This window comes from Methanoculleus receptaculi (genome assembly GCF_033472595.1).
Classification (GTDB): Archaea; Halobacteriota; Methanomicrobia; order Methanomicrobiales; family Methanoculleaceae; genus Methanoculleus; species Methanoculleus receptaculi.
Window position 1 is genome coordinate 1,038,452 of sequence record NZ_CP137642.1, and the last position, 22,603, is coordinate 1,061,054.

Sequence of the window (22,603 nt, forward strand, 5' to 3'; positions counted from 1 at the left end):
AATACCTGAAAGTTTTTTGAATCACTGTTTGTCGCCAAGCACAATCGCGATCATTCTCACACCCTCCCCGCAGGCTGGCTGGAGCCTCCCCGCTCACCCGCGCCTTCCCCTCCAGGGTTCGCAGCCCCTTTCTTCCCCTGCTCGATTATCTGCACAAGCGAGTAGAGGATCAGCCCTGACGTCACGAGCATCAACCCCAGGATCAGCGCGGCAAACCCCCCGGTGAATATGATGTAGTGGAACTGCCCGGTGCGGTAGTAGAGGGAGAAGGTGTAGATCTCGGCGCCGATGCCGAGCAGGGCAAACAGACCGCCCGGTATCCCGAAGAAGAGGAGGGGGCGGCGAAGGCTGATGACCCTGACAATGCTCATCAGGACTGAGACGCCGTGGGAGACCGGGTTCTCACTCGATGTCCCCTCGATGTCGTAGCGAACCCGGATCGGCACCTCGGCAATCTTCAGGCGGTTGTCACTTGCCTGGACCAGGATCTCAGAGCCAGCGCTCATTCCCTCGCCGTTAGGATGGATCACCTCGATCGCCCGGGGGCCGTAGGCCCGAAACCCGCTCTGGGAGTCGGTGATCGAGAGGCCTTTGCCGGCAAGGGTGGTGGCGACGTCGAGCACCTTCATCCCGACCTTCCGGTAGGCAGGCACCGCTTTGCCGTTGCCGTCCAGGAACCGTGAGCCGATCACCACATCCCTCCCCTCCCGCAGCGCGGCAAGCAGCCCCGGGATCTCGGCCGGGTCGTGCTGGCCGTCGGCATCGATGATGACCAGTTCCTCGACGCCGAGCCTCCTCGCGGTCGAAAAGATCGTCTGGAGCGCGCCCCCATAGCCGCGGTTGGTCTCGTGGCGGACGACGATAGCCCCGAGGGCCTCCGCGATCGCGGCCGTCTCGTCGGTCGAACCGTCGTCGACGACAAGGACGGCGTCGGCGTGCCGCCGGGCGCCAAGAACCGTCTTTGCGATTGCAGCCTCCTCGTTGTGGGCCGGCATCGCGACAAGCGTCCGGATGGAGCCGGGGTCGGGCAGGGGGGCGGCGGCAAATGAGGCGGGGGTGGGTGGAAGATGTGCGCTCATGGGGGCTCCTCCTCCGCGGCAGGGCCGCCCGCGGGATTGGAAATTGTCTGGAGTTCCGGGGACTGAGCAGGGAATCGGGTCATGGGGCACCTGGAGTTAAATCGCAAGCCGGAGGAGGCTCGCTGGTCAGGATATCTATTGGAGAAAATGTAGAAATATCTATCGATCTTAAGGCAGCGGAGGGCCGGGAGGATAGCGCGCGAATCGTCCGCGAGAGCGGCCAGCGGCTGGAGGAGGTCGGCGGAGGGTGCTGGAGGGATGGGGAGGGGTTTTTGGGAAGAGTGTATGGCGCGGTAGAAAAACGTTTTGATTGATATCGGGCTTAAAATGCCGGGATGGTAGAGATTCGGGGAGATGTCGGCGCGGTTTTGGGGGGGGTGCTGCAGGGAGGGGGAGGGGGTGATGGGGGGTGACTCGACGTAAACCGTTCCCGGTGACACGCCGGGACAGGGGAGACGGGGGTTGTCAACGAATACCGCTCAACCAGAGACGCCGGCGACAGGGGAGGGGGATGTTCCACCCCCCTCCCCGTCAGCCCCACCCTCAGGGGGTGATTCCCCATAGATACGGTGCCAGGGAGCAGACAACCTCTCTGCCGTCAACGTGATCGCCCTCATCGAAATCCCGTTCCCGTTCCCCGTGCACTGTATCCGGGCTATCGCCAATCACTGCCCGCCCCCTCTGGAGGGGGCGGGAGGAGGTGCGGAACGCGCCGGGAGGCGGGGGTGTCGATGGCGAGAGGTTTTCAGTGACACGCGAGTTACAGGGGCGGGGGTGCTCCGTAATATGACGAAATCGTCCTTGAGCCTTGAGATCACACCCCCCCTCACCTCACCCCCGCCTCCCTGTTCCAGTCCCTCACCAGCCGCGCATAACAACCCTCGCAGAGATTCGTCCGGGCCTCCGGAGAGCGGTAGACCGCCTTTGCCGCGCCGCAGAGATCGCAGCGGCCTATCTCAGCCTTCACACGCTCAAACCCCCGGTGGTCAAGGACGCCCGGGAGAGGCTGCACCACCCGCGGCTTCGCGGGTGCTCTCGCACGCCGGGCGCGAGAGAAGCAGGCGTAGCAGAGATACTCGTCGCTGTCGCGCCTCACCGAGGATGTCGGCCGGCCGCCGCAGACGTGGCAGGGCTCGTCCTTTGAGACCGGCAGAGCGATGTAGTCGGCGGGGTCGATCCCCCCTGCTGCTCTCCCATAACCCTCATGAGACGCGTAGAACCCTCCCCCCATACCGTCGGCGGCTTCAGCAAACCCGGCCAAATTAGAGCAGTCTTCAGCAGGTTTACAGCAACTGCTGTCAGTGAACAAACCCGGATCCTTATCCCCTTTCTCATTATCCTCATGAGACGCGTCTCTCTCTTCTTGAGTGACAGCATTCCCGGGCGCACACACCCCCTTCTCCCCGCTGCCCCCGCCCCCCTCGGGAGGTGCTGTGCGGATCTCGATCTGCTGAAAAGATGCCCCGTCCGGTGATGAGATCCCGTCACTCCGTGCGCCGTCGGCGAAACCGGAATCGCTCCCGCGGATCTCTCGTTGACAGCCGGTGCTGTCAGGCTGCTCAAAACTGCTGTCATTGCTGTCATCCAGCCAGACCGCCGCCCCGTGTGACCAGGCGCGGTAGACCTCCGGGTCAAACGTGAAGTGCTGCTCCCGGCGCCGGACGGTCTCGCCGTCCGGCATCGTCTCGCTCACGCTCGCATCATACAGGCTCACCGCCGGACACTTCGCGAGCAGCCCCGCGTAGACCGTCCCCCGGCTTGTATACCCGTGAAGGATCCGCCGCGTCTTCTGGTAGGGTAGCCCCATCGCCTCCTGGAGGCTGCGGACGGTGAAGACAGAGACGCCCATCCTGTCAACCGTCTCAAGCGCCGCGGCCTCGTTCCTGGTGAGTTTTGTCTCCTGGCCGCCGGCCGCGCCGCCGAGCGCCTCATACAGCCGCGCCGCCGCGGTGAAATCAGCCTCCGTCGCCACGACAGCGCCGTCCTCGTCGCGGCCGCGCTGCATGAAGAAGAGCCGGGCGTAGCACTTGATAAGGTCAAACAGCATCCCCGGGTTCCTCCGGTTCGCCGCCGACGAGAAAGACACCCGCTGCGCAAACGGGATCCGGACACCCAGAACCTCCTCGCCCAGCACCTCCCATACCGCCCTGCAGGTGAGGACGGCCGGGTCATCCTCCGCCGGCGGGCACCGCCCGGCCTCAACCGTCTTCATGTGCTCAAGCACCCGGCGGTCCTGGGCCGCCGAGTCGTCGATCCAGACGGTGAGCATCCGGTTCATAACCTGGTCATCCCCCGGGTCCTCCACCTTTGCAAGCCACCAGACGCACCTCTGCGGTATGGTGCAGACCTTAAACCGCCGTTCGGCCGTGAGCGTCCGGTGCTCGATAGGCTCGCGGAAGTTCGCTGTCGCCGACCTCAGTATCTCCTGGAGGTCGTCGGAGAGGGCGACGTCGTCAAAGAGGAGGACCGTCCCCGGGAGGAGGCCTTCGTCGTAGTAGAGCGCCCGGTCAGAGACGGTGCCCCTCATCTTTGAGCCCTCCGGGACGAGGTTCAGCATCGTTCGGCATGCGTGGCTCTTCCCCTTCCCGGAGTTCCCGGATATGGCGACGTGGAGGCCGTTTGTGTTTGCAACCGATCGCGAGACGACCGAGACCGCGAGAGCCTCGGCAACCGTCCGGTCGCCGACGTGGCCGCGGTTGAACGTGTCGAGTATGAACCCCATGGGGTCGCCGTGCCGGAGGATCTCGAGGGCCCGCGCCCGGTATCCGGCCTCCGGAGGGGGTGCGGCCTTCTCGTAGAGCCTCCGGAGGTCCGGCCAGCGCTGCGCCCCGCCGCCGCAGCTCTGGTGGTGGCAGCCGGCAAAGACGGCGCCGCTTGAAAACTGGATTGCAAACGCGCCGTCCCTGTGCGCGCTTGAGAACGGGCACTCCTCAAGGACAAACAGCCTCCCGCCCTGCCAGGGCTTCTCGGCGCGGACGGCGATCCCGTGGCCGGAGAGCCAGGCGCCGAGGTCGAACCCGGCGGTCTTCTGCCGCCGGGGCATAGCCTCCTCCCGCGGTATGACCCCGGCGACCGCTCCGAGCCGGAGAGGAGGGACGACCGCCATCTCCTCCGGCGCCGAGATCAGCCTGGAGCGCCGGTGGGGCCGCTCGGGCGTCGAGTCGCCCTTCCGCGAGACCGTGCCGTAGAGTTTCCATATACGGGCGGCGTTGTGGTTCGCCGTATCGACGCTCACGGCGTCGTTTGAGAAGAGGGCGTCAAGCGTCGATAGAACCGCCTTCACCAGCGTGGCCGAGGGCTCGTCGTTTGGGAGGTCTATCCTGTAGAGAAGGTGCGCCCCGTTCCCCGAGTCCGCCCGCAGCGGCTCAGGGAACCCCTGCTCCGAGAGGTACGCCGCGACCCTCTCCGCGGCATCGAGCGCGGAGAGGTGCTCCCCGTCCGTCGAGGAGACCCCCGCCGGTCTCTTTGGGTCTATGTCGATCGGGAGCCAGCGCCGCCGGAGGATGTCGGCATCCGAGGTGGTCGCGTCTTTCCGGGAGAGCCGCATCTTGATCCTGTTTGCCCGCCGGGCAAGCAGCGCCGGATTGACGGTGTTCAAGGTGACGTAGATCCCGTAGACCGAGGGGTCGGCGTCCAGCGCCTCGACCGACCGGACAAGCGCCGTATGGTCATCGAAGTAGCCGGAGTGGATCGCGCCGTCGGCGATCGCCCGGACCTCGACAACCGCGCCCACTTCAGCAAGGATGGATATGGCACGGTCGATCATACCCCGTCCCCGCCGATCGGAAAGAGCGGCGCGCCGGCCGCCTCCCCGCGGGCAACCCTCCGGAGGGATACAAGCGGTATCAGCCACGACCCTTCCGCTGTCCGGACAACCGCCGCCCTGCCGGCGGGGTGGACCTCGATATGCCCCTCGATAGAGACGGTGGATGTTATCGTCCCGCCGTTACGGCGGAGCCGCTCGCGGACGAGCGGCGCCGGGCTGCCGTAGAAGATCAGCGCCCGGAGGTCCTCCGGCAGGACGCGGTAGCGTTCGGCCTCGATCTCGAGGCTGAGCCCGCCGGCCGCGGTCACGCTGACCGATCCCGCAAGAGGCATCAGGGCTCCCCCCGCCTGGTCTCGATGACGTACTGGTGGTTCCTCGTCCGGCGGACATGGATCTCGCGGACGGCGTAGCCGTAGCGCCGGATCTCCTCGGCCACCGCCCGCGGCACAAGGAAGAGCGGCACCCCGTCATCAGGTCTCATCGCACCCACCCCGCCGAAGCGAAGAATCTTATATCGCTGCAGTCGTAACTATCACTGGTGGCCCGGTGCATCAAGGTCTGTGGAACGCCTGGTTGTGCCTGGCTGCCATCGCAGTTGCCTCCTCTTACCGGAAAGCCGGCGCCGCGGCGGGCGATGCACCCCGCGGCAGAGGCCCCCGTCCCGGATTTTCCTTTTTTTCTCATGGACTCCTTTCCTTCGCGGCGCATCCGGGTCTCCCCGGGTGCCGCCGCTTGATCCAGGCGTAAGACGTGCTTTATAAAGAGCCTTCGGTAGATTGGGTGATGATGAACGGAAGTTGTATTTATATGTTGTGCACCGGGAAAACGGTGATCCGCCCGGAACAGTGGCGGATCAGGGATCCGGGGCTGAATGCAGCGTTCTGTCTCAACGCGGTTTCTGGGGTCTCTCGCAGCATTCTATAACGTCCCGGGGCGGGTAGCGGAGGAGGACGTCCCTTGCCCGCCCGCGGCCGGGGCTGAGCGGGAGGTCGATCAGCCGCTCCTCCTCCAGGTGTTTCAGCCTTGCCCGGTAGACGGTCGGGCAGGCGGCGATGTAGCCGCGCAACTCCTCGTAGACCGAGCCCGATGTCATATCCGCGTCCTCAAGCGCCATCTCTGCGATCCGGAGGAGGAGGCCGCGTTCGGCCTCCGGGAGGGCTTCGACCCTCTTCTGGAGCGCCGGTGCGATGATCGAGCGGGAGACCTCCATAACGTCCTTCCGGGTGACCCTCCTGCGGCCCGTCCTCTCAACGGTCTCGACCGCCCGCCGGATGAGGTCGATCCCGACCCTTATGTCCTGCTCATCGGCTGTTATCCCGGCGGCGAGGTCGAGGCTTGAGGGCGGCATGACGCCGGGGAAGAGCCCCTGGCGGACGCGGTCGCCGAGGATCTCCAGGATCTCCGGCTTCGTGTAGGCCGGGAAGTTGACCTCGATCGGGTGGAAGACCGAGCGGACGCGTTCGTCTACGGCGGCGTTGATATCCAGGCAGCGGTCGCTTGTGACCACAAAGACGCCGGGCCTCCTGACGTCCCGGGTCTCGTAGAGCCGGAGGATCCGGTAGAGGAGGTCGTTTAACTGGCGGGCGTCGTGGAGGTAGTTGGCATCGTCCAGGCAGACGAGCAGCGCGGCGTCCCGCTCCTCGAGGCGTCCTGCCATCTGGCGCACGATCTCGTCGACGTGTTTCCCGGCGGAGGGCGGGGCGTGGCCGACGACCGCCTCGAATATCCGGGCAAAGACGGAGAACTGCGTCCGGTGCTGCTGGCAGTTGATGAAGACGGGTATGATCCGGTTTGTGGCATCCTCGATCTCGGCAAAGAGACGGCGGACGGTGGTGGTCTTCCCAGTGCCGGGGGGGCCGCGGAGGATGGCGTTCCCCGCGGCCGCGCCCTCCAGCGCCGGCCTGACGAGCCAGGCAAGTTCTGTGGTCTGGGCGTCGCGGTGGTGGAGCCTCTCGGGGGTGTATCCAAACTCGAAGATCTCCCGGTCCCGAAAGAGTGTCTGGTCGTAGTGGAGGAGTGCGTGATCTCTCATGGATAATCTTTATTGCTGGATTCTGTTATTAATGGCAAACCGTGCGGTGTGAAAGTGAAAGGTGGTGGTGCGGGTTTGTAGCGCTCTACCGGCGCGGTTCTTTGCGGGGATGGGTTTGCAGGACGCGGATCTGGATGCTGGGCATGCGGTCATCGATTGCGTTATACCGCTCCTGCAACTCCTCGTTCGTGTCCATGAGGATCGAGCCAACCGGACGAAGAAGGGATTCGCGACCGGGAAACGCACCGACGACTTTAGTTCTCCGTTTGATCTCAGCATTCACCCGTTCAACCATATTCGTGGTCCTGACTCGCCTCCAGTGGTGAACAGGGGAATCCCGATAGTTCCCGAGATCGAACATGAACCGTTCGATACTTGAGGGCTACCTGACGCCAGACGTGGGTATTACTGAGATTTTTGCTCTATTATTTCCCATCTGAGACATCTCAAACTTATTCGATGCAACGATCTCGGGTATAGAGAGAGAGAACTTGAACGGAAAGACCTCGGGGATGGAAAATGCCTGATCGAGCGGGATGCATTGTTTTTGTGAGGCAAGCAGAGCCGCTTCGAGCAGCCAGATCTCTATCTGCTTGTTCTCAGTGGTCAGGTGCAAAGGAAGGTTATATTTTCCAGTCTCCTTATCCTTTACAATCACACCCCACTCGAATATCGAAGATACGATCCGTTCGGTAGCCCTTTTAAGAGTTGTACGCTCGCCCCAGTCCTCCTTTATCCTCTTAACGATCTCCGCTTTTGTAAAACAGTCATAATAGAGAAGAGAACGGTTGATTGCGGTTGCGGTATCCCTGAAAAAAGGGTATGCGAGAAGGGCCATCCCCCAGTGGAGCCAGATCCTGTCCTGCGTATTCGATACCTGGAAGAGATCCAATGCTCTGTCCCTGATCTCCACATGCTCTTCTGGAACACGTGACCATATTTTTGTCAGCACCACAACAGTCTTACTCCGTGCGGCGTATGTCGGGATCTCGGGTTCGAGAAAACCATGCAGGAACTGCCTAATCTCGGTGATCTCGCCGATCTCTCTCTCTGCACTGGCAGCGGCATCAAGCCACTCGAGACGGACCCTCCTATCAAACCCGATCATCCTCGACATTATTGCACCCTCATAACTCTGATGAATGGGACAATCACTTCTTCGATCGATACCCCACCATGTGAGACAACTTCTTTACCGGGATCAGAGAACGCCTTCAGAGCGTCGGCGATCAGCACGGAGTGGCCGGTCCCGAGATAATCCCCTTCCCATGCAAACGAGTCTTCTGGGTACTTTGAATGTGCCTGCTCCATGAACACGGCACGGTCATAGAGCCTTGCCCGTGCACTGGTCTCTTCGACAAGCAACCCCTGGCTGAGGCGGCCTACACCTTCTGCGCTCACGTTGCCGTGGTCGGCGGTGATGTAGACAGCGTAACCTCGTTCGAGCAAACCTGCAAGCAGGTCCGGAAAGACGCTCTTCTCTAACCAGAGTCTGATGTCGCTGTGCAGTTCAGGCGTCCCCATGGTTGTTCTGTGCATGAGGTTGTCGATGGTGTTTACAACAAGCCCGAGTATCGATGGCATGGCATCATGCAGTAGTTCATCGACCTCCGACTCATTGATGAGGTGATGCCCCTTCGAGAAACCGACGGAGAGTCTTTCAAACCCACTACTACCTGACCAGAACCTCCGCCAGAGACGCTCCTCATCCGTCTCTCCGCCAAGGGTGTGCTCGATGAACGCCGGGGTCTCGCCGGCAAAGAGAGACCGCCTGGATATGGATGTGATGGTCGGCACCCATGCATACACAGAGTCTTCGCGGTAAGAGAACTCGTTGCCCAGCGCCTCTTTGATGATCAACCACTGATCGATGGCCATACCGTCCATAACTATCAGCGCTATCCTTCCACCATTCCTGGCAAGTTCGTGGGCGATGAAATGAGGGATATGGTGGACCATCACGGGTGCGGGGAGGTACGGCTGGTTTGGAAGCGATTTGAAATGAGCAAGAAGCCAGTCCCTGAACGCAGACTCGATAGAGAGGTGCAGCCGGTCGAACTCTTCTGACTCCCCCCGGTGAAGCGAGGTATGGAGTTTTCCGCGGATCATTATAGCCCCGGCCCATAACCTGGCGATCTGCTTCCAGTCTGCGTATCGTGCGTTCTCCCCCGGGATGCTCTCTGATATCTTCGAGAGCAGGTTCCGGAGATGACGGCGCGCATCGGCCAGAGGGTCGCGTATAATGCCACAGGTTGCCCACTCCGGGAGTGTGGCCGTGTCGTCAACCTCGATGGGCTTTAATGAGCCTTCAAGGAAGAAGGTTTCAACGTATAGCCTGATCTCCTGGTGATCGAAATGTATCTCAGAGGTATCACTGGCGTTGATATATCGAACCCACTGGCTCTGCAGGTAATTCATGAAACGGTCGCGGTTGAAGAGGGGACGGATCTCCTCCTTTCCGATACCGAGCCTCGTCCAGATTTCGAGACAGTGGTTCACAAGTTCTTCAGGAACCACTTTTCTCTCGTAATGAATCCTGCACAGGAGGGAGACAAGGTCGGTTGGATCCCTGATCTCGTCCGGAGCGATCCGAAAGACCGTTTTGAGGATGTACTCCCGGGTCTTTGCGTCGCCCATCCTTTCGCCACGATAGTTTTTTGCGGATTCATAAAGCGCGTCGTAGTAAACCGGTTCAAGCAAGCGGACGACGGGGTAACTGAAGAGCGGGAATATGTCGTTGATTCTTACGGTCACACAGGAACCGTCCCTGAGCAGGTCGAAGGGAACCGATCCCCTCCGGTCGTGAGGGAACCTGACAATCAGTTTCACTGGATCGTCTCTCCAGCGTTCCAGGCGTTCGCGGTATTCTGACTCATACACTATCCGAAACGAGAAAGGATCGTTATACGAGACGATATCATACCCCCGGTTCAGGATTGCCTGCTGGATCCCCTCCTCCAGGACAAGTGCGTCGGGGTCCAGAGCAATAATCAGAGGTCTGTCATCCTGCAGCAGGTTCTCCAGTATTTCTTCACGCCAGTCAGACATTGCCGCCTTCCACCCTCAGGATGATCACGGGATAGATCTCAGGTATACCGGTTCTCTCGAGGATCTGTTCTCTCCCGGCATTCTCCGCGCCCTCTCTGCTGCGGTCCAGGGTCGAACGGTCAGTGCAGGTCACTCCCGTCTCTATAAACTCGCCACGGATGAGGGTATCCCAGATCTGGCGTGCACTTACACGGAGTGTACGGCCGTCATCGTTGATGAAGTAAGGGATGGCGTGCACCCGGACGCCAGAGGGGCCAGAGACCACCAGCCGCCAGAGCGACCATATGCCAGAGACCTCTTCAGGGAGACCGGGTATCTTTATACGCTTCATGGGCATCTCTGGATGAACTATGGAAGACTGTGTGAGCAGTTCTGCAACCCGGGGGTCGGATACGGTGAGAAGTGTTCCCAAAGAGGGTTCTGATGCACTTTTATCAAAGAATACATCGCTCTGTGTTGAGCCGTCCGGCCATACGAGGTCATAGCCGGAGATGGTCTTTCCAACCTTTCCTCCACGGGAGAGGATATAGTTTGCAACCATCTGTTCCGTCAGGGCGGGGAGGGGGTTCCTGAGGTGCTCCTGTACCTCGATGGTGTCGAGCACCGGATCATCCTGGAAAAATGAGAGAGATTCGCGTTCCTGTTTTGCCCGCTCGGATAATGAGGCGATGAAGTCTTCGAGGTAGGTGTCTGCTTTCTCCGGGTTGATGATCGAGTGTATGAAGAGGTTCTCGAACGTCCGCTCGGCCTCGCTGGAGTCGAGGACGTCGCTGATTTTGTCGAAACCGAGGTCGCTCAGGATGACCAGCAGTTTTTCGAGCAAGACCTCGTGGACACGCTCCTCGACGGTTCCGGAGAAGACCAGGTTGTAGACCTGAACGTCGTGGGTCTGGCCGATACGGTCAACCCGACCGATACGCTGTTCGAGCCGCATCGGGTTCCATGGCATGTCGTAATTGATGACAATGTGACAGAACTGAAGGTTGAGTCCTTCTCCCCCCGCTTCTGTAGATATCATCACCTGTGCATCCCTGGAGAAGGAGGTCTGGGCTTTCTGGCGTTCTTCCATGCTCATCGAGCCGTTGAGGAGGACCACACGGAACCCGCGTGCTTCGAGGTATTCGGCAAGCATCGTCTGTGTGGGGACAAATTCGGTGAAGATGAGGAATTTCAGGTTGGGGTTGTTCTCCCGGGCACGGAGGGTCAACATGAGGTTGACGACCTCTTCGGTCTTGGCGTCGGGTCTGGTTGCCTCACAGCGGCGAGCGAGATCGAGGAGACGGCGCACCTCTTCACGTTCATCGGGGTCTGCAGGCGGGGAACTGTTGACCATCTGTTCTACCCGCTCTTCGGTCTCAAGGTCCCACCAGTCTTCGTCGAGAGGTTCTTCAGGCCTGGGGGGCGGCTGGTCCTGGAGCACTGATAGACGTTTTTCAAGTGTGTTTCGTATCGATCGGGTGCTGCTGGATACGAGGCGCTGCATCAGGACCATCAGGAAGCCGATGTAGTTTCTTTTCTCTTTGAGCGCCCGGTTGTATCCGGTTCTGACGTACTCGGTGACCTGTTCGTAGAGTTCGGCCTGGAGTCTGTGTTCTTCTTTCCACTCGACACGGATTATACGGGTGTTGCGTGGTCTGAAGAGGGGTTTTCCCTCCGCATCGATGGCGTTTCTCTTCTCGGTGCGGACGATGGACGAAGTTATGGCGTCGCGGTCGATCGGGCTATCTTCACGGAACCTTGTTTTGTCAATGAGGCTCATCAACCGGAGGAATGCATCGGTCTTGCCCTGGTGTGGTGTGGCGGAGAGGAGAAGGAGATGATGGGTGTGGTCTGCGAGGGCGCGGCCGAGTTTGAAGCGTGCGACCTGACTGGTTGTGCCGGCGAGTTTGTGCGCTTCATCGATTATGATGAGGTCCCAGCCGGCGTTGACGAGGTCATGAAACCGCTGCTGGTTGTGGTCGTGGATCTCTTTTGGCGTCCATCCCCGGCGGCGTTTCATGGGTTTTATGGCATCGAGCGGGACAACGATCTGGTCAAACAGCGTCCAGATCTTCCTGCCTCCGGGAACCTGGTTCCCGGTGGTTCCAGGGATTATGGGGACGAACTCTTCCTGGAAGTGTGTCCACATCTCTGAGACCCATTGGTTTACGAGGCCGCGTGGGGCGACGACAAGTATCCTGGAGGCCTTTCTGCGAAGTTTGAGTTCTTTTACCACAAGGCCGGCTTCGATGGTCTTTCCGAGGCCGACTTCGTCGGCGAAAAGGCAGCGCACCGGGTCGCGTGCGCAGGCGCGGGAGAGGGCGTAGATCTGGTGAGGCAGGGGGACGACCCGGGAGTTGAGGGGGGCGAGGAGCCTTTCACGGGAGTAGATCTCGATTATCTTTGCTGCGGCGGCGCGGTAGATGATCTCGTTTCTGTTCAGCGGTTTGGAACGGTTTAACGGGGTGAGTGCATCTTCATCGGCGAGAAGGATGCGGTTTCTGCCCGGCACCCAGACCCTGTAACTCTTCTTTCCCCAGAGGTGCTGGATGGTGATGATCTGCACAGGTTCTGCTAAATCCGGATGCCAGACCCAGTCGCCGGGTTGCTGCTCCAACTCCATATCAGTTGTTTTCGAGTCTTGTCTCTGCATTGTCGTAGTACATCAGGAGAACGTCGTCTTCCTGCAGGATTTCAGGCGGCAGTCGGTCGCCGATCTCAATGATCATGTCGTAGTCGCGTTCTGACCAGCATTTCTTGAAGCCGGCACGGACGGCCTCGGTGCGGAAGACTTTGAGCCTGCCTTTTGTGGTCTTGTAAGTCTCAAACTCTCTGAGCAGTGCTTTCTCCCGCAGTTTTTCAAGGTCGGCCTCCCTGTTGGGGTCGGGCACGTACCATCGCCCTTCTTCGTCTTTGAGGAAGTTCTGCTCGAGGAGGTCGGCAAGTTCCGGCATGGCCTCGTGGCGGTCGGTGTTGCGGGACTCGATCATAAACTTCGGTTGGATCTCCTGGTAGGTCTGCGGGTGATCGCTGAGCTGGATACGCAGCCACCGGATGGCACTCTTCTCATCGTGGACGAAGAGGGAGACCTGCTCGACCCGGCTCGCTGCGAGGCGTTTCTGTTCGTAGAGGGGGACCTGGTCGGGGAGGAAGTACATGCCGTCGCGTTCGGGGAAGCGCTGGTAGAGCCCGAGGTAGAAGTCCGCGGCGGAGATGGGGACGATGATCCCGCGCTGGACGTGGAACGCAACCATGCGGTCGTAGAGGAGGTGTTTCTGCCGCTCAGGGACGTACTGGAGGATGCCGTCCTTCTCCGGGGCGATGGGCAGGTGTCTGAGGTGCTGGCGGACGAAGTCCCAGACGCCCTCCGCCGTTCCGGCGGTGAGTTTGAACCGTTCTTCCAGCCCGCCGTTGGGTTTGTAGGCGGAGATGATGAGGTCCTGCTTGACGGCGCTGGTGGTGGTGACCTGTTTGAAGGTGCCCTGCTTCTTGTCCAGGGTGCGGACGTCGGCGATGATAAACCCGGCGCGCGTCAATGCCTGCTGGATCGCCATCCAGACCCTGTTCTGGGAGTTGTGGAACTCCACGGTCATCCAGCGCCCCGGCTTTAAGATGCGGTAGTTCTCGGCGAAGCACCGCTCCATCAGCGCCTGGTACTCCGGAAGCCCCTTGCGCTGGACTCTGTTGACGACAGCCTCGGAGTGGTTGTTCGTGAAGACCCGGAGCCAGGCCTCCCAGAGGAAGTTCATTTCCGAATACATTATGTTCCCACCGAATGGTGGATCGGTAAAAATGTAATCAGTGCTACTGCTCTTAATCTGATGCAATTGCCCAGCAGACTGAGTGGAAATGGTATTCTGTGAACGACAAAGCGACATTGCTATTAACGCCGTTATTATATTTCTTAATTTCCTTTTGCAGACTTCGTAAACGTTTGGCTCCCAATTAAACGAAGGGATATAAAAGTTAGGAATATTACCACTTCCCCCACCCTTCCGATACTCTGCCATCTTAGTCACACGTTGGTAGAGAGATGTAAAAGAGTATAATAAACGAGAGGTTATTTTTCTGTCTTGAAACCTGAAACAGTTCCATAATACTGCTAGACAGGCAAGACTTCGCTTCGTATAAAAATGGTGAAAATGAGTAAAACCATGTGATACTTTAGGCTGTTCGGTATTGTACCCATCAGGCATCCGATCCGTCGGATACCAGTAGGGTATCTCCACCTCTTCGATCCTCTGGATCAGGGCAAGGTCGTTCTCGTCCGGCACCTTCTCAAACCGTTTCTTCCCGACCGAGTAGTTGATCAAGACCGGCACCTGCTTTGCCCGCCGCACCGTCTCGCCGATGGCCTCGTCATGGACGTACTCCCATGCCCGCTCGAGCGAGCGCTTCGTCATCATCGCGCCGCAGTGCGGGCAGGGAAACTCGTCGCGGACCTTCCCCTCCTTCTGGTCCACCGCCGCCTCCCAGAAGACGATCTCCTCGGAGCACGATGGGCAGACAAAGACATCGCTCCAGACCGTGTAGTTGATCCTTCCCTTCACCGGGGTTCTGGTGCCGTCCAGGTCGGCTTTAAACTGGACCTTCCCATCCACGAGATGGTTCGTCTCGTACATCCAGCCGCACTCCTTCTCCACCTCGGCAAGGATCCGTTTCGCCTCCCGCTCGAACTCCACCGGGTCCACCGGGTTGTTGTAGTTGTAGGCGATGAAGGTTGCCGCCGGCGAGAGGTCGCAGAGGACCGCCCGGCGGGCACCCCACACCACGTCGGGCATCTCCCGCTCAACCTTCTCCCTGAACTCCGGGTCTGGATTGCCGCACATCTGTGCCGCCACCCCTGTCATCCCCGTCCCGCAGAAACCGTCAAAGACGATATCGCCGGGATCGGTGTAGTGAAGGATGTAGCGCATGATCGCCTTGTGCGGCACCTTCGTGTGGTAGGAATGAGCGTTGTAGATGGGATCGTTCTTCCCCTCCCTCACGTCAGCCGCAAACGGCTCCCGCTCATACCTCTCCTCCGGGTCATACGGCCGCCCGTAGCGCTCGATGAACTCCCCGATCCAGGGATTCGGGCACGCAGTGTAGTAGGGCGGGTCGGAAAGCGCAATGATATCTTCGTCCTTTCCAATTGGGAACCCCTCAACATCACGCAGAGAGTCAAGAATCTCCTTTGTCAACTCGTATTTTTTACCGTTCATCCCTACTCCACCACAATACGGATCTCCCGCTCCTCCCTGCCTCTTGTCAAGGATTTGATGTAACCCTCAAACCGGTTCCGGAACTCGTCCACCGTGCAGGGCGACCCATTCCCCTTCAGGCCATCCATCAGAGCATCCCTGGTGATTGTCACCTTCACAAGCCCCGAAAGAACCTCCTGCATCGCCTTCACAAACTCGACAGATATCTTCTCCGGAAGCTCTTTTGCCGCCATAAAATCCTCAACCAGTTTCCTCTCATCGGGTTTCAGGGCTTCAAGGCTTGTGCTGACCGCCGGGTCGCTGAGGTTCTCCAGCAGTGTTTGCGTCCACCTATTGTAGAGATCATCCAGCCTGTCCTCAAGCGCCGAAAGAATGTTCTCCAGTGGCGCGGATATCTCCTCATCCGCCGGCCTGAACTGACAGTACGGGCAGGTCACTGAGTTCTCAAGAGCGCTACTATCCAGCGCAAAGCACGGCTTCAGGCGTGTCAGTTCCGCCTCAAAACGGGTCAGATCACCCTTCGGCATGATCTCGATGCTCGAGAGCTCCCGGATTGCCTTGAGGGCAGGACTCTTCATTAACCTCTTCTTCCGGTTGTCCCCCTCGACACCCAGGCGCGCCGCACCATGGAGACGCAGGTACTCGTCGATGTACTCCTTTTTCAACCGGTTCAGTTCCCGTTCGAACTCCCTCTGGAACTCTTTGGTCTTCTGAGTCTCCGGATCTCTGATCTTCTCCAACAGGGCTTTTTTCTGCTCAACCAGCGATTGCAGAAAAGGGTTATCGTCAGGCAGGACCCTCTCTGCCTCTGCGAGGTATTGAGTAACCGGCGCGACACGCCTACAGAACTTATCCAGATCCCCGATCTCCCGCATAACCTCCAGGTTCTTTTGCTGCTTGCGCACATCAGCCCGGCTGCTGCCGAAGTTCCGGAGTTGCCCCTCCGTCTTGAACCGCTGGAGCGACTCGAGGAAGACCTTAAGGTCATCAAGTTTCCGGGCAGCATCCTCTTTTCTGCTCTCGTCAAGAACGCTCTGCCCCCATAGCGTCAGAGAACTCTTCAACACCTCCTTAGCCGCAACAACCTCTTCGATCAACCCGGCCACGCGTGCCTGCAACTGCTTCACCGCTTCCCGGTGGGTTGCGGAGTTCCGGACAAGTGCTGGTGATATCTCGATGAGAGAGAAGAGTTCGGCAAGCACCTCGATCGGCGGTTCTTTTGGCAGTTCAAGGTGTTTAAACGCTGTCAGGTCAGCAACACTCATCCTGGTGAGGTCCTCAAAATTTGCGGCTGTAATCTTCTTCCCCGGATACGCCACCACCACATCCCCATGGTATACCATGGCGGCAATAACAACGACAACAAACTCAGGCTCAAGCCGGAACCGCAGATCATACTCGACACCCCTCTGGCCGCCGATGATCTCGCTCCGGTTCAGCACCTGACCAACCCCCCTGCTCCGGATGAGATCATTGATGTGGCGGGCATATACGGAATTCTCAGTATTGATAGAACCGTCTTCAAGCAGGTTGAGACCGTCAAGAACTGCAATGCCGCGCTGTACGCGGACACCGCTTATACACTTGATGGCATCCTTCATCGCCTCTTCCCGCTCTTTAGACCGTATAACCTGCAAGAAATGGGGGTAATCCGGGGCGATCTCCTCAAAGTGGGGCGCAAGACAGTGGGCTGAGATGTCATTGATGGTATCCGATATATCCCCCGAAGTGTTTATCCCCCCCTCTTTTGCCAGCTCAACCAGGGGCCGGGTCACCCCCTGGTACGTCACGTCGTATGCGGTGATGATGTTCTCCCGCAGCCACTTTGTGATCGTCTTGAGGTGCTCGGACGCCTTGGCTCCGTATATGCTGCGGTTCGACCCCGAAGAGTTAGTGAACATCTCCCTCGCGCCGGCATATAACCTTAGAGCAGTCTCGAAAGTCTCGTTCATCCTGCTTAACCTGAAGAAGACCTCATCCGACCGCAGTTCGTCCGTGAAGAGCGGCGGATCGTATGGCTGGAGGAAGTAGATGTAAAAGTCGCGTGGCGGCTGGGCGGTCGACCGTTCGTTGGGCGCTCCAAAGAAGAGGTAGCCAGACCTCCCGGCTTGCCGATCCCTCCAGATGACCTCATGCTCCCAGATCCGGTAGCCTGGCACATAGGTCGATCCCGGTGTCTTCATCACCCCGGCCAGGACCTCGAAATAGTAGCGATCCAGTATCCCTTTATCCAGGGAATCGGCCCGCTCTTCGATCTTTGCGTCATAATCAATGTCCTTCCGAACATCGATGTAATACATATCGTTCTCATCATTATGCGATATGAACTGCCCGCTGACGGTCTTTCCGATCTCACGGAGTATCGACTCGATTGTGGTGAGCAGGAACTCCGAATCCTGCTCCGGTATAGGGAGATAGATACAGAGATCATCCCGGATCTCTTCCGGCGTCAACCCAATCGGGGAACTCACATCGCCTGTCGTGAGACGATGGACGCAGAGGGCATGAACAATCCTGATCGCAGATGGGAGGTATTGTTTCCTCTGAAACGATCGGTTCAGGATCCCTTCAAGGATCTGACCTTTTTCGATAACCTCCCGGATATCCTGATTTGTCCGCAACGACGTATCGGTGCTGAGAGGTTCCCAGTAGTGGTCGTAAGAGAGCAGGCCCGGACTGTCTGTTGGGACCTCCTCTTCAATGAGTTTTTTAACATCCCTGCTCAACGTCTTGAGGATCTCCCTTTTCTCAACAACAAAAAGTTTCTCGAAGATCTCCAGGTATGCCGGGTGGATGGGGTAGAGAGCAACGTATTCATCAAGCCGTTCGTTCATATCCCCATAAAGTGCGGTGAACTTTCCAAGATGATGCCGGATCATTGCCTTTTGTTCTGGCGTCTTCTTCAGCAACCGTTCAGCCACAACATACGAGACATCCGTCCGGACTATCCGCACCGACTCAAACCGCTTCTGGACCCTCCTCATTGACTCAGCAACGAACTCAAACCGCGGGTTGTCAAAGAGCGCCTCCTGGATCCCGGCCATAAACCGGAACCTGCTCAGACGACAGGATTCACCGATCTCACGCATAAAGTTGAGATCCAGTATCAACTCCTGCTCCTGCCGTGAACGCAGATAGTCAAGGAGTTCGTCAACGACGAGAAGCAACCCTTTGTCGGGGTATTTCTCGTTGAATGCATTCATCATCGCGATAAAGGCATCCTTGTGGTTCACCAATCTGTCTGCAGGAGGAAACGAGTAGTCCACACCAATCTTTGCCAGGTTTCTCTCGAGTTCACCACAGACGATATCACGAAGCGATTGCCGAACAGCTCCGATCTCTGTCCTGATAACCTTAAACTGACCTGCAATCTTCTTTACAGGCTCCTTTATGTCATCGCTCTGGAGATGCTCCACAAGATCCGCGTGCTCTGCAACGGCACTGACAACCGACATCAGGTGCGACTTACCGGTACCATAATTCCCAACAACCAGCAGCCCTTTCTTGTCGAGCGTTGTGTTCAGTTCAAGGTGAGGTATAAGAACCTCGATGAGATTCTTCGCCATCCCATCCGAGATGACATATGTCTCCACAAGGCGCCGGGCCTCATCCTTTTTATCCGCCTCTCGCAACTGAACTACATCTTCAATAGGATCAAACCGAACGAGATCGCCGTATTTCATGCCACAACACACCCCCTCCCATTTGATGATACCGATAGGATCGGGGTATCACCAAGATGATTCCTGCCATACCTCCGGTAGTCATCATGGCCGGTATAAGCGTACACGAGTTCCGATCCATCATAATCTCCGTTCCATGCGGCGATTACGGTTTTGTAACGCCCGAGATTGCTCAGTAAACGGAATGGATCGAGAGCCAGGTCGCGGGAGAACAACACCTCGGTTCTATCGAGCAGCACTGCCTCACCCTCTACCTTCATGATAATCTCGTGAAGTAAGCGTTCGGCCATAATAGGACGGTCGCAAGGAGGTAAATCAAGGAGTCCTCGACTCAGCTCAGTGTTCACGTTGATGCGTGGAAAGCCAAACTGATCTTCGCAGTTGCGCAACACAGCGGAAATCTCTCTTCCTGACCGACCGGTCAGGATGATTAATCTGGTATTTTTAAGCGAAACCGAGTCGAGAGCCTCCCGAATCATCATACAATGCATGAGAATAAGAACCGATAAATGTATCTTAAAAATTGAACTGTCGATACCCCCAGGTGAGTTTGTGGCTCTTTGGCCAGTGATCCTGGAATCAAAAACTCTGCTCAGAAAGATCTATTGAACAGATCTCTCCCGACGATGGAGAGGGGGGAAAAGGGGCCAGCCGCAGAACCTCGGCGTAATTCACCCCCATCCCGCAGATGTCTTGCCGCGGGGATCTCCCTGCACTCTCGGCTCCGGGCGTGCACAACCCGTTGAGACCGAACACGGGTTCCGGGCCCGGATCTCCGATCCGGTCTTGAGCGGATCCCCCCCGCCGCCGGAAAAAAAGATCCCTTAATACCCCCCGGCTATAAATCTCATCTCTCATGGCATTCTCCCTCATCGAGACCGTCATCATACTTGCCATCGGCAGCGGCGCCGGGGTGATGGTCGGGATCATGGGGGGCAGCGGGGTGATGGTGGTGGTGCCCATGCTGACGCTCCTGCTATCTTTCCCCGTCCACACCGCGATCGGCACCAGCCTCCTCATCGACGTCATAGCAACGGTCGTGACCGCCACCATCTACCACCGCCACCAGAACGTCTACATCCGGCCAGGGCTCTGGATAGCGCTTGGCTCGGTCGGCGGCGCCCTGGCGGGGAGCAGGGTTGCCGATATGATACCGGCGGTCGGGATGAGCGGGCTCTTCGCGCTGATGCTCATCCCGACCGGGGTCTACCTCTGGCTGAAGGGGCTTGGCCGTCCCGGTCTCGCCGCCGCCGGCGGCGAGATCGACTCGCCCCGGCTCCCGGTGCAGACCCGGCGCCAGCAGTTCACCGCGCTTGGCCTCGGTGTCTTCGTCGGCATGATGTGCGGGCTCTTTGGCGCCGGCGGCGGGGGGATGATCCTGCTGATCCTGATATTTGTGCTCCGCTACCCCGTCCACCTGGCGGTCGGGACATCCTCGTTCATAATGATGGTAACCGCCGCATCGGGCACGGCGGGCTACATCATCCACTCCAACATCGATATACAGGCAGCGCTGATTGCAAGCGTCCCCACCGTGCTTGCCGCCGGCATCGGTGCCGGTATAGCAAACAGGGTCAGCGAGAGGACGCTTGGCCGGATCATAGGTTTTGTCCTGGCGGCTCTCGGGGTTGCCATGATCGCAACGCGGGTCGTGGCCGGGGGGTGAGGGAAGACCCACCCGTCAAAAAGGTGCCGGCGGTGTAATATGAGGCCATCGGATCGATACCCCGCTCGGATGGCATCACCATGAGTCCTGATGGACACAAGCATACGCACAACAACTATACACAGCACATCCGGGGCGGGCAGCCTGACTCCGATGGGCGAGGTTGAAGATGACCGTGGATTTCACCCTCGATGAGATAACTGAGAGCCTCTCCGACCTGGATCTGGGGATCCTCCACCTGCTGCATGCAGGAGGCAACCCTGCCGTTTTTGGGGATGTCATATTCCAGAAAGAACTTTTTCTCATCGGGAACTGCATCGAGCGGATCGGAGACGAGGCAGACTCCGCCCCCCACCAGTTTGGGCCGTACAGCGAGTCTGCCGAGGTTGCGCCGGATGGTCTCATCGCCCTGGGCGTTGTGAGGAGATCGGAAGGGGGCTATACCCTTGTCTGGGAGAAGGTCTGCTCCGCGCTCCATCCCGAGGAGTCCGAAGCAATAGACGACTTCAAGGAGTTCCTCAACGACCTCAGCGTGGATGATCTCCTCCTCTTCGTCTACGTCACCTATCCTGAATATGCCCACGAGTCCAGAAGGCTACGCAAGATCCAGCAAAGGAGAGCCCCTCTTTCGGCGTCGCTGTACCGGAAGGTAAGTCTTGAGAAAGCCGCGTTTCTTGCCGGGATGAATATAGAGTCATACCTTGATCACCTGAGAGGCGGCGCATGAAGATCTTTGACAGGTTACTGCAGGGTCGGCCAGAAGCATCTACCCGGAGGACGCCCTGATCGGGCATGAGGAGAGTCTTTCAGCGACTGAATTTCGGCAAAAGAGGTTGCTTGCAGACAGTCAACATGCAGCAGCAGTGCCTGGAGTCCTGAAGGGCATTATCGATGGCGTCGCTGGACTACTTCTCGTCGAAGAAGAACGTCGTGCAGAGCGATATCAAGCGTCCTGCAAGACGGAGCGGCAGGTGACCTATCCAGCAGGTTCTCCTTCTTTCCTGGATCGTCATCACCGTCCAACCCGGGGTTTATTTATCCGTCTTTCCGTCATTGCGTCCGGGAATGGGAATCAGTCACAGAAGGCAGGTCACACGATAGAGGGTATAAAGCAACGCGATACCGTGGTCATACACTCCTTTTGGCTCCCACGCCGCAGGCAGGCAGGGCAAAACCGAGATCGGAGATCTACATTCTCGCGTGATAGCAAAAGAGAGTTACCGAAAAAGGTCAGGGAGGCCATATTGAACGATTCGTCAAAGGAGGCTGATATACCGTGTGCGATCACTACCCTGTGTGTAAGACGTGAAGGACGCTCTGGCGCTCCAGCGGCTCAAGGCTGATACGGTCATACCTGGATTCCCAGCCGGTGATCGATATGCGCAGGCGATTAGAATCTACGAGCGGGGACGACAAGCGATATAGGGATGCGGCATGGCCTCTCTCTGCGGCTGCAAGGTTGAGCGCGGGTCTTTCAAAAAGTGGTGGGGCCAGAAGATGGATGATGCGCCGTCTTTTAGTGCCCGCTCTCGGCCTCATCCGCCATCTTTGCCTTCGCCGCAGCGCGGCCAATCAGGACGACCGCAATCACAGCGATGATAGTCACAACGACAGCGTAGACAAACATCGCAACAAGCGTGCTCCGCTCCCCAAAAATGATATCGAAGAGTTCCTGGATGGCGCCGTTCCAGGCAAGAGCGGCGATCAGACCGAACGCCGCCGTGATAAGGGCGGCCATCTTATCGATGACCTCAACTTTGAAAGACGTAATAAACCCACCGACGAGAGGGTGCACGTTTTTGCCAGATAACCCTTTCTGTGGTATGCCCGGGGTATGAGCGGGACGACCCCGAGTGACACCCCGCCTCCCGGCTGTTCAGCCGTGGGAGAAGAGTGGAATTAGCCGGAAGGTTCTCGCCTGAAACCGGGTGAGGGGATGCTCTCCGTTGCACCGTATCGATGGGGAATCGCACCCTGGGGAGGGGGACGGGACTTCTCCCCGCCCCTGTCGCTCGCGTTTCCCGTTGAACGGTATTTATAGATCACCCCCACCTCCCGGCCGCTCCGCGGCCTCCTCCCGCCCCCTCGATAGGGGGCGGGCAGTGCGTGGCGATTGGCCAGATGGCCGTGTCAGGGGACGGGAACA

Annotated in this window: 14 protein-coding genes and 1 pseudogene; 2 read left to right on the plus strand and 13 right to left on the minus strand. The window is 58.6% G+C overall.

The window, feature by feature from the left end; all coding sequences use genetic code 11:
* Positions 1-56: 56 nt before the first annotated feature.
* The 12 genes and pseudogenes from R6Y96_RS05475 to brxF all read right to left on the minus strand — a co-directional run bounded on the left by R6Y96_RS05475 (position 57) and on the right by brxF (position 19,282).
* On the minus strand, positions 57-1,079 hold the full coding sequence (locus tag R6Y96_RS05475) for a glycosyltransferase family 2 protein (RefSeq protein ID WP_318620186.1): 1,023 nt from the start codon (positions 1,077-1,079) through the stop codon (positions 57-59).
* An 826-nt stretch (positions 1,080-1,905) separates the two neighbouring features.
* Positions 1,906-4,845 carry a hypothetical protein gene (locus R6Y96_RS05480; RefSeq protein WP_318620187.1) on the minus strand — a complete coding sequence of 980 codons (2,940 nt, stop codon included), beginning with the start codon at positions 4,843-4,845 and terminating at the stop codon, positions 1,906-1,908.
* Positions 4,842-5,177, minus strand: a complete 336-nt coding sequence (locus R6Y96_RS05485) for a hypothetical protein (RefSeq protein ID WP_318620189.1) — start codon at positions 5,175-5,177, stop codon at positions 4,842-4,844. Before R6Y96_RS05485 ends, R6Y96_RS05480 begins: the two co-directional genes overlap by 4 nt.
* Positions 5,177-5,326, minus strand: a complete 150-nt coding sequence (locus R6Y96_RS05490) for a hypothetical protein (protein WP_318620191.1) — start codon at positions 5,324-5,326, stop codon at positions 5,177-5,179. Before R6Y96_RS05490 ends, R6Y96_RS05485 begins: the two co-directional genes overlap by 1 nt.
* A gap of 405 nt (positions 5,327-5,731) precedes the next feature.
* Complete coding sequence (locus tag R6Y96_RS05495; protein WP_318620193.1) at positions 5,732-6,877, minus strand: ORC1-type DNA replication protein; 1,146 nt, start codon at positions 6,875-6,877, stop codon at positions 5,732-5,734.
* Positions 6,878-6,962: 85 nt separating this feature from the next.
* A pseudogene (locus R6Y96_RS05500) lies at positions 6,963-7,256 on the minus strand (transposase); the annotation flags it as partial.
* Positions 7,257-7,259: 3 nt separating this feature from the next.
* Positions 7,260-7,985: a hypothetical protein gene (locus R6Y96_RS05505; protein WP_318620194.1), complete on the minus strand. Its 726-nt coding sequence runs from the start codon at positions 7,983-7,985 to the stop codon at positions 7,260-7,262.
* A gap of 8 nt (positions 7,986-7,993) precedes the next feature.
* Positions 7,994-9,925 (minus strand): BREX-3 system phosphatase PglZ, encoded by a 1,932-nt coding sequence (gene pglZ, locus R6Y96_RS05510; protein ID WP_318620196.1) that lies wholly within the window; start codon positions 9,923-9,925, stop codon positions 7,994-7,996.
* Positions 9,918-12,527, minus strand: coding sequence for a DEAD/DEAH box helicase (locus R6Y96_RS05515; protein ID WP_318620197.1), 2,610 nt, complete (start codon positions 12,525-12,527; stop codon positions 9,918-9,920). Before R6Y96_RS05515 ends, pglZ begins: the two co-directional genes overlap by 8 nt.
* A gap of 1 nt (position 12,528) precedes the next feature.
* Positions 12,529-15,108, minus strand: a complete 2,580-nt coding sequence (locus R6Y96_RS05520; RefSeq protein WP_318620199.1) for a DNA methyltransferase — start codon at positions 15,106-15,108, stop codon at positions 12,529-12,531.
* 2 nt (positions 15,109-15,110) lie between these two features.
* Positions 15,111-18,791: a DUF6079 family protein gene (locus R6Y96_RS05525; RefSeq protein ID WP_318620200.1), complete on the minus strand. Its 3,681-nt coding sequence runs from the start codon at positions 18,789-18,791 to the stop codon at positions 15,111-15,113.
* Complete coding sequence (gene brxF, locus R6Y96_RS05530) at positions 18,788-19,282, minus strand: BREX-3 system P-loop-containing protein BrxF (protein ID WP_318620201.1); 495 nt, start codon at positions 19,280-19,282, stop codon at positions 18,788-18,790. The genes R6Y96_RS05525 and brxF overlap by 4 nt, the downstream gene beginning before the upstream one ends.
* A 365-nt stretch (positions 19,283-19,647) precedes the next feature.
* Between brxF and R6Y96_RS05535 the strand changes: the two genes are divergently transcribed.
* Both R6Y96_RS05535 and R6Y96_RS05540 read left to right on the plus strand, forming a co-directional pair.
* Entirely contained in the window at positions 19,648-20,457 is an 810-nt protein-coding gene (locus tag R6Y96_RS05535; RefSeq protein ID WP_318620203.1) for a sulfite exporter TauE/SafE family protein, read from the plus strand.
* Positions 20,458-20,626: 169 nt separating this feature from the next.
* Entirely contained in the window at positions 20,627-21,184 is a 558-nt protein-coding gene (locus R6Y96_RS05540) for a hypothetical protein (RefSeq protein WP_318620204.1), read from the plus strand.
* 789 nt (positions 21,185-21,973) lie between these two features.
* Here R6Y96_RS05540 and R6Y96_RS05545 read toward each other — a convergent pair.
* Positions 21,974-22,252, minus strand: coding sequence for a DUF5654 family protein (locus R6Y96_RS05545; protein ID WP_318620206.1), 279 nt, complete (start codon positions 22,250-22,252; stop codon positions 21,974-21,976).
* Between the last annotated feature and the right edge of the window lie 351 nt (positions 22,253-22,603).